The sequence below is a fragment of the Nocardia sp. bgisy134 genome (genome assembly GCF_057708325.1).
In genome coordinates this window covers 112,346-124,529 of the sequence record NZ_JBYIRW010000013.1, presented here as the reverse complement: position 1 = coordinate 124,529, position 12,184 = coordinate 112,346, and the positions used below count along the sequence as shown (strand labels likewise).

At 68.2% G+C, this 12,184-nt stretch carries 12 protein-coding genes; 8 read left to right on the top strand and 4 right to left on the bottom strand.

What is annotated here, in order from left to right; translation table 11 throughout:
- Positions 1-39: 39 nt before the first annotated feature.
- Both AC3ERS_RS22970 and AC3ERS_RS22965 read right to left on the bottom strand, forming a co-directional pair.
- On the bottom strand, positions 40-414 hold the full coding sequence (locus tag AC3ERS_RS22970; protein ID WP_431970119.1) for an NADH-quinone oxidoreductase subunit A: 375 nt from the start codon (positions 412-414) through the stop codon (positions 40-42).
- A 518-nt stretch (positions 415-932) separates the two neighbouring features.
- A complete protein-coding gene (locus tag AC3ERS_RS22965) occupies positions 933-1,268 on the bottom strand; it encodes a hypothetical protein (protein WP_431970223.1) in 336 nt (111 codons plus the stop codon).
- Between the two features lie 211 nt (positions 1,269-1,479).
- Between AC3ERS_RS22965 and AC3ERS_RS22960 the strand changes: the two genes are divergently transcribed.
- Genes AC3ERS_RS22960 through AC3ERS_RS22950 form a run of 3 tightly spaced genes read left to right on the top strand, consistent with a single transcriptional unit; the run spans position 1,480 to position 4,825 of the window.
- Positions 1,480-3,021 carry a hypothetical protein gene (locus AC3ERS_RS22960; RefSeq protein ID WP_431970118.1) on the top strand — a complete coding sequence of 514 codons (1,542 nt, stop codon included), beginning with the start codon at positions 1,480-1,482 and terminating at the stop codon, positions 3,019-3,021.
- 3 nt (positions 3,022-3,024) lie between these two features.
- On the top strand, positions 3,025-3,468 hold the full coding sequence (locus AC3ERS_RS22955; RefSeq protein ID WP_431970117.1) for a hypothetical protein: 444 nt from the start codon (positions 3,025-3,027) through the stop codon (positions 3,466-3,468).
- Between the two features lie 52 nt (positions 3,469-3,520).
- Entirely contained in the window at positions 3,521-4,825 is a 1,305-nt protein-coding gene (locus AC3ERS_RS22950; protein WP_431970116.1) for an FHA domain-containing protein, read from the top strand.
- A gap of 72 nt (positions 4,826-4,897) precedes the next feature.
- Here AC3ERS_RS22950 and AC3ERS_RS22945 read toward each other — a convergent pair whose 3' ends face one another.
- Positions 4,898-5,773: a LysR family transcriptional regulator gene (locus tag AC3ERS_RS22945; protein WP_431970115.1), complete on the bottom strand. Its 876-nt coding sequence runs from the start codon at positions 5,771-5,773 to the stop codon at positions 4,898-4,900.
- A 120-nt stretch (positions 5,774-5,893) separates the two neighbouring features.
- Here AC3ERS_RS22945 and AC3ERS_RS22940 point away from each other — a divergent pair, with 120 nt between their 5' ends.
- From AC3ERS_RS22940 to AC3ERS_RS22920, 5 genes are read left to right on the top strand one after another with little or no spacing between them, the layout of a single operon-like run.
- Positions 5,894-7,336, top strand: coding sequence for a form I ribulose bisphosphate carboxylase large subunit (locus tag AC3ERS_RS22940; protein ID WP_431970114.1), 1,443 nt, complete (start codon positions 5,894-5,896; stop codon positions 7,334-7,336).
- Between the two features lie 11 nt (positions 7,337-7,347).
- Positions 7,348-7,770 carry a ribulose bisphosphate carboxylase small subunit gene (locus tag AC3ERS_RS22935; RefSeq protein WP_431970113.1) on the top strand — a complete coding sequence of 141 codons (423 nt, stop codon included), beginning with the start codon at positions 7,348-7,350 and terminating at the stop codon, positions 7,768-7,770.
- Positions 7,760-8,821 carry an AAA family ATPase gene (locus AC3ERS_RS22930; RefSeq protein WP_431970112.1) on the top strand — a complete coding sequence of 354 codons (1,062 nt, stop codon included), beginning with the start codon at positions 7,760-7,762 and terminating at the stop codon, positions 8,819-8,821. The genes AC3ERS_RS22935 and AC3ERS_RS22930 overlap by 11 nt, the downstream gene beginning before the upstream one ends.
- A gap of 14 nt (positions 8,822-8,835) precedes the next feature.
- Positions 8,836-9,927 carry a class 1 fructose-bisphosphatase gene (locus AC3ERS_RS22925; RefSeq protein ID WP_431970111.1) on the top strand — a complete coding sequence of 364 codons (1,092 nt, stop codon included), beginning with the start codon at positions 8,836-8,838 and terminating at the stop codon, positions 9,925-9,927.
- Between the two features lie 41 nt (positions 9,928-9,968).
- A complete protein-coding gene (locus AC3ERS_RS22920; protein WP_431970110.1) occupies positions 9,969-10,847 on the top strand; it encodes a phosphoribulokinase in 879 nt (292 codons plus the stop codon).
- Position 10,848: 1 nt separating this feature from the next.
- Here AC3ERS_RS22920 and dinB read toward each other — a convergent pair whose 3' ends face one another.
- Entirely contained in the window at positions 10,849-12,111 is a 1,263-nt protein-coding gene (gene dinB / locus AC3ERS_RS22915; protein WP_431970109.1) for a DNA polymerase IV, read from the bottom strand.
- Between the last annotated feature and the right edge of the window lie 73 nt (positions 12,112-12,184).

Here is a 12,184-nt window from a genome sequence, read left to right as displayed (position 1 = left end):
AACTCTCACTTCCACTGTGCGGGTGAAACCTTGTGGCGATCAGTCCCAACTGAGTCCGCCCCGGCGCCACTCGTAGGCGTAGGCAACCGAGACGTTGAAGATGAACAGCGCCATCGCGGCGAGACCGAAGAGACCGAGCGCATCGAAGTGGACAGCCCACGGGTAGAGGAACACGATCTCGATGTCGAAGATGATGAACAGCATGGCGGTCAGGTAGTACTTCACCGGAAAACGCTGTCCGGTAATGCTTCCCGGCCCGCCCGCGACGGCGTGCGGAGTGGGCTCGATGCCGCACTCGTAGGCCTCCAGCTTGGCCCGGTTGTAGCGCTTCGGCCCGATGAGGGCCGCCAAGATGATGGAAAAGACCGCGAATGCCGCGGCGACCGCGCCGAGCACCAGGGTCGGCAACTCCATGTTCACGACTGCACTTCCCCTCCTGCGAGCCCGGGGCTCCCTCGACGGCGGCTGGTGGCAGCTTCCGAGGCGGGCTGACGTCGTTGTCCGCCTCGGCCAGACTCGCCCCATGGCCTCGCTCGGCGGGGCGTGCGTCAGGGAGATCGGACACAGCCGGTCTCATACCTGCGCTCTCGCCCATGTGAGCTACGGCACAGCCTACAACTGATACGAGTGGCCGCGACGCCTTTGACCCCGGATCTTTGATCGAATTCGGAACTACGATTTATGACTGATGTGGGGTAATCGGTCGGCGTCGTCACGTGACGAACCGGGACGTCGTCCCAGCTGCGGGACCACGCCAAAGCTACCGGCGAGTATCGCCAGTGCCGATGAGTTGCTCGCGCTGGTGACGGCGCCACACGCGACGATCCCGCACCCGCGGTGATTGCCGGACGCTATTGGTGACGATTGCTAATCGGTCGCCGGGAAGGACGGCCTCGCGGTCCGGCTACCCGATGATGACATTCGCCTCTGAATCACGCGGCGGTGCGGTTGCGCAGCAGAGTGACGACGGCCTCGGTGAGTCGGATCGGATCGATCGGATGCGCGACCGCCGCCTCGGCCCGCGACCAGGTCGCCAGCCATGCGTCGTCCGGACGGCCGGTCAATACGAGCACCGGAGGGCACTGCTCGATCTCGTCCTTGAGCTGCTTGGCGATGCCGAGCCCGCCCGCCGGCGTCGATTCGCCGTCGAGGATGGCGAGGTCGATGCCGCCCTCGTCCATCCGCTCGATGACCACCGGCGCGGTGGCCACCTCGAGGTAGTCCAGCTCGGGTAGTTCGGGGTGCGGGTTCCTGCCCAGCGCCAGCATCACCTGGCGCCGGGTATCGGCGTCGTTGCTGTACACCAGCACCCGCAGCGGGGTGGAACGAGTCGAGTCGGCCACGCAGGGATGGTACGTCCGCCGCGGTCCGCCCCGTGGCAGGTTGGCGCAGATCGATGCGCGCGTCGCCGCGAACGAGGTATGCGAGGACAAGGTGATCGCAAGCGCCCCATAGGAATTTGGCGGTACCATCCGGCGAATGCGGGGAGATCTCACCCCGGTCCTCGTCGACACCGACATCTGGACCGACGACATGCTCAACCAGGCCGGGATACCGGTCATCGACGTACCGTTCGTGACGATCGGCAGTGGAATCGGGTCGTTCGTCGCCTTCGACACTCTCCGGATCTACGGCGTGCCCGCGCGGTCGATCGCGGTGCTCGGTCCGCAGGACGTGCCGTGGTCCGGCTACGAATACCTGACCAGGGTGTCGCAGATTCCGCGCGGCGAGCGATTGCGCAGCGATTCCGGCAGCACCCCCGAGAACATCTGGGGCTTCCCGTCGTACGCGGTGCGCGAGGCGATTGCCGACAAGTCGCTGGCTCCGCTGTGGAACGTGCTCACCGAACCGATCCTCACCAACTACTACACACCGCGCGCCGGGCAGGTGTTCGCCGCGATGGAGCGCGAGTACCACCGCGTCGACTACGCGCGCTCGCTCTACAAGGGGCAGGTCCGGATGGTGCGCAAGCGCCACGGCGGCGGCTATTACACGATCCTGACGCCGCCCGACGGCACGACACCGACCAAGCGGGTGGCCTTCCGCAGCACGTATGTGCATGTGGCCGTGGGCTATCCGGGTCTGCGGTTGCTGCCCGACCTGCAGGCCTATCGCGAGCGCTTCCGCGATCCCACCCGGGTGGTGAACGCGTACGAACCGCATGAGCACGTGTATCAGGCGTTGCAGCGAAGACCGGGGACGGTCATGATCCGCGGCGCCGGGATCGTGGCCAGCCGCGTGTTGCAGCGTTTGATCGACGATCGCGACAGCCACCGGCTCAACACCCAGATCCTGCATCTGTTCCGCAGTTACGTCGCCAGTCCGCACGGGCCGAGCGTGTTCATGCGCCGCAAAGGCGCCGACGGATGGGCCTATCAGGGATTCAACTGGCCGAAGGGCGCCTGGGGCGGGCAGCTGAAAGCGAAGCTGCGCGGACTGGAGGGGGAGGAGCGCGCCGCGCTGTACAAGATGCTCGGCGGCACCAACACTCCGGTGCGCAAGAGCTGGCAGGAGCAACTGAAGCGTGGCCGCGCCCAGGGCTGGTACCAGGTGATGGCGGGCAGCGCTCGCGACCTGCGCCCCGCCGAGGGCAGGCCGGGCGTGGTGACCACCATCGAGCCGGACGCGCAGGCGCCGTTGCCTTTTCGGCCGCCGACACAACCGTTCGACACCCACGCCGACTACATCATCGACTGCACCGGCCTGGAGGCCGACATCCGCGAACACCGGCTGCTCGCCGACCTGCTCGACCACGCGGGGGCCGGGCGCAACCCGGTCGGCAGGCTCGACGTGGACCGCACGTTCGAGCTGGTCGGCACCCGTAGCGGTGCGGGGCGCGTGTACGCCGCGGGCAGCGCGACGCTCGGCGGCTACTACGCGGGCGTCGACTCGTTCCTCGGCCTGCAGTACGCCGCACTGGAAATGGCGGACGACCTCGCCGCGCTCGGTTTCTGCCCGCGCCTCGGCCCGCTGCGCTCGGCTCGGCAGTGGTGGCTGTGGGTCAACGACAAGAAGATCTGACCGATGACTCCCACACTGAACGGGCGAATCCAGACCCGTGTGTTCGTGCTCGGCGCGATCGGGCTGCTGGTGGCGCTGTTCGTCACGCCGCTGCTGCCGACCGGATCGCTCTCCCTCGGCCAGTCCTATCGGGTGACCCTGTCGGTGCTGCTCGCGGTGATCCTGGTCGGCGTGCTCTGGGAGCTGCTGTACCACTTCCTGCAGCAATTCCGATGGGAGAAGGACTGGCCGACGTTGTTCGGGCTGCTGACGATCGTGAACGAGGGGCTGCTGATCTGGCTGCTGCTGCGCACCACCACGATCGTGCTGCCCGAGCACCTGCGGCCTTCGGCGGCGGCGTTCCTGATCCACTTCGTGGTCACCTGGATCGTGTTCTGGCTCTTCGTGAACGGGCCGATCCGGTTGTTCTTCCACCGCTGGCGGTACAACGGAGGCAGGTTCCTGTGAGCGGGGCGGCGCACCGGCCCGACCGGGACGGGCGCCGCGAAGGAGGGTGGCGGTGACGGATCCGCAGGTCGAGGTGCTGCCCGGCACGCATCTCGTGGCGTGCTGCGACGGGGTGGTCGTGGTGGTGGCCCATCGGCACGATGTGACACCGACCGAGGACACGGCGGCGGGCGCGGCGTTGACCGCGCTGTGCGGTCTGGTCGACGAGGCGGCCGCCAAGGAGAGCACGCGCACCGGGCGCATGTTCGCACGCCTTGCCACCACCTGGCTGATGGGTCTCGACGACGAGGACGCCGTCGAGTTCGGCGTGCTCACCCCCTGCGTGACCGGGCTCGCGGTGTTCCTGCACGGCGGGGTCAGCGCGGTGCTGACGGTCGGGGACCGTTCGGAGGTGCTGCGCGGCAGCGACGCCGGTTTCACTGTCGACCGGGTGGTGATTCCCGCGCCCGCGATCGGGGCCGGATTGTTCGTCGACGAGGTGGATTCGGCGATCGAACTGCCGGGGATCCGCGGACTGTGCACGTTGGCATCGGGTGTCGTTCCCGGCGCGGGGGCGGTGCTCTGGTACGGGCAGCCGGTGCGGAAAGTGCCCGTGGTGAAACGAGATCGGGCCTCGGTGTATCCCGGGACCGACCGTGCGCGGTCGGAGCCGCCGCGTTCCGTGCCGCCGAATCGTGCGGCGCCACCGACCACGGACATCGATCTCGAGGAGACGATGGCGCCGAGTGCACCGGTCGAGGACGAGACCGCCGTGCCGCGAGCGTCCACCGCGGCGTCCGGCCGCCGCGGTTCCGGACCGATCGACGGCTCACGCAGGCGGGCGGTCACGGAACCGCGCCGCGAAACCGTACCGCCATCGGGTCGAGGGTCGGCGCACTCGCCCGGGCAGGCGATCGTCAAGGGCTACAAGTGCGCTCGCCAGCACCACAACGATCCCCGGGTCTCGTTCTGCGCGGTCTGCGGTATCCGGATGGATCAGCTCACCTGCGTCCTCACCGACGGCGTGCGCCCGCCGCTCGGCCTGCTGCTGCTCGACGACGGCACCTCCTATATCCTCGACTCCGACTGCGTACTGGGTCGCGAACCCGACCACTCCGAGGCGGTCCGCCGCGGCGCCCGCCCCATCCGCGTGGACGACGCCTCCGGCGGCATGTCCCGCACCCACGCCGAGATCCGTTTGAAGGACTGGGATGTCACCGTGGTGGACAGCGGCTCTGCCAACGGCACCCACATCCGTCAACCGGGCCAGGACTGGACCCGCGCCCTCCCCGGACACCCGGTGATCCTCCACCCCGGCGCGCAAATCCTCCTCGGCGGCCGCACCGCCACCTTCGACTCCCAGCACGGGCAGGTGTGAGTCGGCGGGCGATTCCGCGCGTCCTTCGGCGGCCGGGCCGTCGGGCGCGACAGCCACGGTGACGCCCTGTGGTCAGCCGGGGTGGAAGGCGTCTTCGCCGACCTCGGCGCGGTCCATGATGTGTGCGAGGAACAGGCGCGTGGTGGGGGTGGGGGTTCGGGTGGTGATGGCGTGCCAGGGGCGGTCGAGGGGGGTGCCGTCCACCGGTAGCACGCGCAGTGCGCCGGATTCGACGTGGTGCTCGACGGCGTCGTTGTGGATCAGGGTGACGCCGAGGCCTTCTCGGGCCGCGGCGAGGACCGCGCCGTGCGAGCCGAGGGTGAGGGTGGGCGGGGTGATCTGGAGTTGGTCGAGCAGGGCGAGCGTGGCGTCGCGGGTGCCCGAGCCGCGTCCGCGCAGCAGCCAGGTGGAGCGCAGCGGGTCGCGGCAGCGGTCGGGCGCGCCGACGACGACGAGCTGGCTGGCGCGGCGGGCGCGGGTGACCAGCCCCGCCTCCCTCGGCGGGCGGCCCGCGATGACGAGATCCGTTTCGTGGTGCTGCAATTCGACGAACAGGACGTCGCGCGGATGGATGCTCAGGCTCAGCTCGATGTCGGGATAGCGATTGCGGAACTTGGCCAGCGGCCGCAGCAGCACCGATTCGCCCGCAGTGGCCACCACGCCGATGCGCAGGCGTCCGATCTCGGCCTGCCGCACGGCGGCGTGGGCCTCTTTCATGAGTCCGAGGATGCTGCGGCAGTATTCGGCGTAGACGCGGCCCGCCTCGGTGAGCGCGATGCCCCGGCCCGCCTTCCTGACCAGCTTGGCGCCGAGCTGTTTCTCGATGTGGGCGACCGCCGCCGACACCGCCGCCTCGGTGACGTGCAGCTGGGTCGCCGCGCGCCGGATGCTGCTCTGGCGGGCGACGACCAGGAATGTTTCCATCCGCGCCGCGCTCACCATACCCATCTACCGACGGTAGCAAACTCAATGAAAACGTTGAGGATTACCAGAAACATTCAAATTGTTTGTGGTCGGTCGCCCGGTCATCCTGGAATTCGCAAGGCGCACAACGCTCCAGGAGGAACGATGGCCGAAGAGATCGAACGGGATCGGTGGGATCCGGGCGTCCAGTCGTACGCGTCGATGGGATATTACGCACCGGACTACCAGCCGTCGGACACCGATGTGCTCGCCGTGTTCCGGGTGACGCCGCAGCGCGGCGTGGATCCGATCGAGGCCTCGGCCGCGGTGGCGGGCGAATCGTCAACGGCCACTTGGACGGTGGTGTGGACCGACCGGCTCACGGCACACTCGAAATATCAGGCCAAATGCTACCGGATCGACGAGGTGCCGGGCAGGCCGGGGGAGTACTTCGCCTACATCGCCTACGACATCGATTTGTTCGAGGAGGGCTCGATCACGAATCTGACGTCCTCGGTCATCGGCAATGTCTTCGGCTTCAAACCGCTGCTCGCATTGCGCTTGGAGGACATGCGCATTCCGGTGGCGTATGTCAAGACCTTCCAGGGCCCGCCGCACGGCACGGTGATGGAGCGCGAATATCTCAACAAATACGGCAGGCCGCTGCTCGGCGCCACGGTGAAGCCGAAATTGGGACTCTCCGCACGCAATTACGGCCGGGTGGTCTACGAGGCGTGCAAGGGCGGACTCGATTTCACCAAGGACGACGAGAACATCAACTCGCAGCCGTTCATGCGGTGGCGCGACCGGTACCTGTTCGCCATGGAGGGCGTGAACCGCGCCATGTGCGAGACCGGCGAGATCAAGGGCCACTACCTCAACGTCACCGCGGCCACCATGGAGCAGATGTACGAGCGCGCGGAGTTCGCCAAGGAACTCGGCAGCGTGGTCATCATGATGGACCTGACGGTCGGCTACACCGCAATGCAGTCCATGTCGCATTGGGCGCGACGCAATGGCGTGCTGCTGCACCTGCACCGCGCGGGCCACGCCACCTTCACGCGCCAGAAGACGCACGGCGTGAGCTTCCGCGTTCTAGCCAAGTGGTGCAGGCTGATCGGCGTCGATCACCTGCACGCGGGCACCGTGGTCGGGAAGCTGGAGGGCGATCCTGCGACCACCAAGGGGTTCTACGACACGTTGCGGGAGAACCACATTCGCACCGAACCGCGCAACGGCATCTTCTTCGACCAGGAGTGGGCGAGCCTGCCCGGGGTGATGCCGGTGGCCTCCGGCGGCATTCACGCGGGTCAGATGCACCAGCTGCTCGACCTGTTCGGCAACGACGTGATCTTGCAGTTCGGCGGCGGCACCATCGGCCATCCGCTGGGCATCGCGGCGGGCGCCGAGGCCAACCGGGTGGCGCTGGAAGCGGTGGTCAAGGCGCGCAACGAGGGCCGCGACCTGCTCAAGGAAGGTCCGGACGTGCTGCGCAAGGCGGCCGAGATCTGCCGTCCGCTCGACGTCGCGCTGGCGACGTGGGGCGACGTCACCTTCGACTACACCTCCACCGACGCACCCGACGCGGTGCCGACGTCCAGCCGCTGAAAGGCGTTCGCATGTATCTGCGTCACGGAACCTTCTCGTATCTGCCGGATCTCACCGACGCCGAGATCGCCGCGCAAGTGCGCTACGCGCTGCTCAACGGGTGGCCGGTGTCGATCGAGTACACCGACGACCCGCACCCGCGCAACGCGTACTGGGAGATGTGGGGTCTGCCGCTGTTCGATCTGGACGAGCCCGACGGCGTGCTCGCCGAGATCGATGCGTGCCGGGCGACCTTCCCGCGGCACTACATTCGAGTGCTGGCCTACGACGCGAGCTACACCAGGCAGACCACGGCGCTGAGCTTTCTGGTGCAGCGTCCGCTGGACGAGCCGGGCTTCACCCTGACCCGCACCGAGGGCCCGGACCGCGTGCAGACCTACGGCCTGCATGCCTACGCCACCGATCACCGCCAGGGACAGCGGTATGGCGGCTGATCGGAACGGCTCCGGTTTCCGCCTGCACCGGCCGGGTGTCGACGACTCCCGGCCGGTGCGCGTCGCGTCCGAGGCCGAAGCCGAGGCGCCCGTCCTCGGCCCGGACGCGACGCTCGATCTGTCGACCGATATCGCGGGCAACGATGTCGAGGAGACGCTGGGCCGGCTGGACGCGGAGCTGGTCGGCCTGGCCAATGTGAAGCTGCGGGTGCGCGAGATCGCCGCGCTGCTCTTGATCGACCGGGCCAGGCAGCGGTTCGGGCTCGACGCCTCGCGGCCCACCATGCACATGAGCTTCACGGGCGGTCCCGGGACCGGGAAGACGACGGTGGCGCTGCGCATGGCCGAGATGCTGCACGCGCTGGGCTATATCCGAAAGCCCAAGGTGCACACCGTGACCCGCGACGATCTGGTGGGTCAGTTCATCGGGCACACCGCGCCGAAGACCAAGGAGGCGCTGGCCAAGGCCGCGGGCGGGGTGCTGTTCATCGACGAGGCCTACTACCTGTTCCGGCCGGAGAACGAGCGGGATTACGGGCAGGAGGTCATCGAGATCCTGCTGCAGGAGATGGAGAACGAACGCGGGAGTCTGGTGGTGATCTTCGCGGGCTATCCGGATCGGATGGAGCGGTTCTTCTCGGCCAATCCCGGCTTGTCGTCCCGGGTGGCGCATCACCTCGAGTTCGTCGACTACACCCATGCCGAGCTCATGGCCATCGCGGAGCTGATGGTCGCGCGGGAGAACTTCCGTTTCGATCCGCCCGCGGCCGCGGCGTTCTCGGAGTATCTGGAGCTGCGGATGACCCGCCCGCGCTTCTCGAATGCCCGCAGCGTCCGCAACGCGCTCGACCGGTGCAGGTTGCGCCAGGCCAAACGCCTGGTGGAGCTGCGGCGACCGCTGACGAGGACCGATCTGATCACGCTGACCGACCGGGACGTCTACGGCAGCAGCGTGTTCACCGACAGCGGTGCGCGCGACGGTGCAGCGGAGCACCGCGCGTCGAACACCACCGAGCAGCCGGACGGGCCGACCGCGAGGGCCCCCGCATGACCGAATGAGCCGCCATGCCAGAAGGACTGAAGACCCTCACCCGCTACACGATCGAGGAGGAGCACCGGCATCCCGGTTCGTCCGGTGAGTTCTCCGCCCTGGTGAACGTCGTCGCGACGGCGACGAAGATCATCGCCAATCAGGTCACCCGCGGCGCGATCGTCGGGTCGCTCGGCGCCTCCGAGCCGGACAACCTCCCGCCCACGGTGCATCGCAAGCTCGACGCCATCACCAACGACATCATGGTGGCGGAAACCCAATGGACGGGCCATCTCTCGGCGCTGCTCTCCGAGCAGATGTCCGCGATCCATCCCGTGCCCGACACGCACCGGCGCGGAAAGTATCTGTTGGCGTTCGACCCGCTGGACGGTTCGAGCAATATCGACGTGAACCTGCCCGTCGGCACGATCTTCAGCGTGCTGCGGGCGCCGGAGCGGGTGTGGGGGCGACCCGGCCGCGAACCCACGGCGGCGGACTTCCTCCAGGCGGGCGCCGAGCAGGTGTGCGCTGGCTTCACGCTCTACGGTCCGGCCACCATGCTGGTGCTGACCACCGGCCGCGGCGTGGACGGGTTCACGCTGGACCGCGAGATCGGCGCGTTCGTGCTGACCCACCCGCGCATGCGAATCCCCGAGGACACCTCGGGTTTCGCCATCAACGCCGCCAACGAGCGGTTCTGGGAACGCCCGGTGCGGCGCTACGTGCACGAATGCCTGGACGGCGTCGACGGGCCGCGCGGCCGGGATTTCAACATGCGCTGGGTGGCGTCGCTGGTGGCCGACACATTCCACATCCTCACCCGCGGCGGGGTGTACCTCTACCCGCACGACACCCGTCCGCCCGCGCGGCCGGGGCGGGTGGCGCTGCTGTACGGAGCCAGTCCGATCGCGTTCATCGTCGAGCAGGCGGGTGGAGCGGCGACGACGGGTAACGAGCGGGTGCTCCAGGTGACGCCCGACGCGGTCCATCAGCGGGTGCCGTTGATCTTCGGCTCCCGCAACGAGGTCGAGCGCATCGAGCGCTACCACCAGGAGCCCGACGAAGGCCCCAGTTTCGACAGTTCCCTGTTCGGCAACCGGTCGCTGTTCCGGCCGGCCGGTCGCTGATCGGCGCATCGACATCGTTGTCCGGCAATTCAGGAGGTGCCATGTCGGTCAAACATCCCGTGGTCGCGATCACCGGTTCGTCCGGTGCGGGGACGACCAGCGTCACTCGGACCTTTCAGGAGATCTTCCGTCGCGAGGGGATCAACGCGGCGATCGTGGAGGGCGATTCCTTCCACCGCTTCGACCGCAACGAGATGAAGCTCGCCATGGCCGAGGCCGAACAGAACCGCAACGTGCGGTTCTCGCATTTCGGCGAGGAAGCGAATCTGCTGAAGGAGCTCGAGACGCTGTTCCGCGATTACGGCGAGACCGGCGTCGGCACGGTGCGCCGATACCTGCACGACGAGGCCGAGGCCAAGCCGTACGGGCAGCCGCCGGGCACGTTCACTCCGTGGGAGGAGCTCACGCCCGGCAGCGATCTGCTGTTCTACGAGGGTCTGCACGGTGCGGCCGTCACCTCGACGGTGGATGTCGCGCAGTACACCGATCTGCTGGTCGGAGTGGTGCCGATCATCAATCTCGAATGGATTCAGAAGGTCTACCGCGACAAGAACCAGCGCGGCTACTCCAGCGAGGCCGTGATCGACACCATCCTGCGTCGTATGCCGGACTACGTCACCTACATCTGCCCGCAGTTCTCCCGCACCTACGTCAACTTCCAGCGGGTGCCCACCGTGGACACCTCGAATCCGTTCACCGCCCGCACCATTCCGACCGCCGACGAGAGCTTCGTGGTGATCCGTTTCGCCGATCCGAAGGTCATCGACTTTCCCTACCTGCTGTCGATGCTGCACGACTCGTTCATGTCGCGGCCGAACTGCATCGTGGTGCCGGGCGGGAAGATGGAACTGGCGATGCAGCTGATCTTCACGCCGCTGATCCTGCGGCTGATGGACAAGCGGCCCAAGCGAAGCCGGTGAATCAGTCGGGCAGCAGCGGAACCGACAGGCCCTCGCCGCGGTTGATCAGCGCCGCGCGGGTGACGGCCGCCGAGCCGAAGCGGCGGCGCAGGTCGTCGAGGGTGGCGTCGAGCGTGTTGTCGGCGCGCGGTTCCAGCGGGAGGGTGAGCTGGACCGCGTCCGCGTCGTCGAGGTTGGTGAGGGCGAGGCCGATGAGGGTGAGGCCGCGCTCCTGAATCATCGGCATGGCGTCGGCGAGCAGCAGGCGCGCGGCGAGCAGCAGGGTGTCGGTGTGGTCGGTGGCCTCGGCCAGCGTGCGGGATCGGGTGGCGCGGCTGAAGTCGTCGAAACGCATGCGCAGCACGACCGTTCGGCACACCCGGTCGGCGGTGCGCAGCCTGCGGCCGAGGCGGTCGGTGAGCCCGTGCAGGTAGGCCTCGATCTCGTCGGCGGGGCGGGCACGGCGGCCGAGGGCGCGTTGCGCGCCGATGGAGCGGCGGCGGCGCCCGGTCTCGACGCGGCGCGGGTCTCTGGCCATCGAGAGCGCGAACAGGTGCCTGGCGGCGGCCGGGCCGAGGAATCCGCGCAGTGCGCCCTCGCCGAGATCGGCCAGCTGCCCGATCCGGGTGACGCCGTGCTCGTGCAGCGTGCGTGCGGTGACATCGCCTACGCCCCAGAGTCTTTCGACCGGGAGTGGATGCAGGAAGTCCAGTTCGGCCGACGGCGGCACCAGGCGCAGACCGTCGGGTTTGGCGACCGCGCTGGCGACCTTGGCGAGGAACTTGGTTCGCGCGATGCCGACCGAAATGGGCAGACCCACTTCGTCGCGCACCCGCGCCCGCAGCCGCTGGGCGATGTCCAGTGGCGGGCCCGCGATGCGGCGCAAACCGCCGACATCGAGGAACGCCTCGTCGATCGAGATGCCCTCGACCACGGGCGTGGTGTCACGGAAAACCTCGAACACCGCCTTGCTCGCCTCGGAGTAGGCGCTCATGCGCGGCGGCACCACGATCGCCTGCGGGCACAGCCGCCGCGCCTGCGCGCCGTTCATCGGCGTGCGCACCCCGAACGCCTTGGCCTCATAGGACGCCGCGAGGACGACCCCGCCGCCCACGATCACCGGCTTGCCGCGCAGCCGTGGCTCGTCGCGCTGTTCGACGGAGGCGTAGAAGGAGTCCAGGTCCGCGTGCAGGATCGACGCCTCGGCCCGCGCCTCGATCCGCGGCCTTCCGCGGCCGCGCGACGGCGCGGCGGCGGGGGAGGCGCGGAGATCGGACACGAACATATGTTCGCATACATGCCGGTCCGGCGCGTCGGACCTACTGACATCAGACCTATTGACAGGGCCGCTCGGTCCG

Excerpts from the sequence above, each read along its gene's own strand:
- AC3ERS_RS22940 (WP_431970114.1), top strand. The coding sequence starts at position 5,894 with ATGGCCGAAGAGATCGAACGGGATCGGTGGGATCCGGGCGTCCAGTCG.
- AC3ERS_RS22955 (WP_431970117.1), top strand. The coding sequence starts at position 3,025 with ATGACTCCCACACTGAACGGGCGAATCCAGACCCGTGTGTTCGTGCTC.
- AC3ERS_RS22970 (WP_431970119.1), bottom strand. The coding sequence starts at position 414 with ATGGAGTTGCCGACCCTGGTGCTCGGCGCGGTCGCCGCGGCATTCGCG.
- AC3ERS_RS22925 (WP_431970111.1), top strand. The coding sequence starts at position 8,836 with ATGCCAGAAGGACTGAAGACCCTCACCCGCTACACGATCGAGGAGGAG.
- AC3ERS_RS22960 (WP_431970118.1), top strand. The coding sequence starts at position 1,480 with ATGCGGGGAGATCTCACCCCGGTCCTCGTCGACACCGACATCTGGACC.
- AC3ERS_RS22935 (WP_431970113.1), top strand. The coding sequence starts at position 7,348 with ATGTATCTGCGTCACGGAACCTTCTCGTATCTGCCGGATCTCACCGAC.
- dinB (WP_431970109.1), bottom strand. The coding sequence starts at position 12,111 with ATGTTCGTGTCCGATCTCCGCGCCTCCCCCGCCGCCGCGCCGTCGCGC.
- AC3ERS_RS22920 (WP_431970110.1), top strand. The coding sequence starts at position 9,969 with ATGTCGGTCAAACATCCCGTGGTCGCGATCACCGGTTCGTCCGGTGCG.
- AC3ERS_RS22965 (WP_431970223.1), bottom strand. The coding sequence starts at position 1,268 with ATGCTGGCGCTGGGCAGGAACCCGCACCCCGAACTACCCGAGCTGGAC.
- AC3ERS_RS22945 (WP_431970115.1), bottom strand. The coding sequence starts at position 5,773 with ATGGGTATGGTGAGCGCGGCGCGGATGGAAACATTCCTGGTCGTCGCC.
- AC3ERS_RS22930 (WP_431970112.1), top strand. The coding sequence starts at position 7,760 with ATGGCGGCTGATCGGAACGGCTCCGGTTTCCGCCTGCACCGGCCGGGT.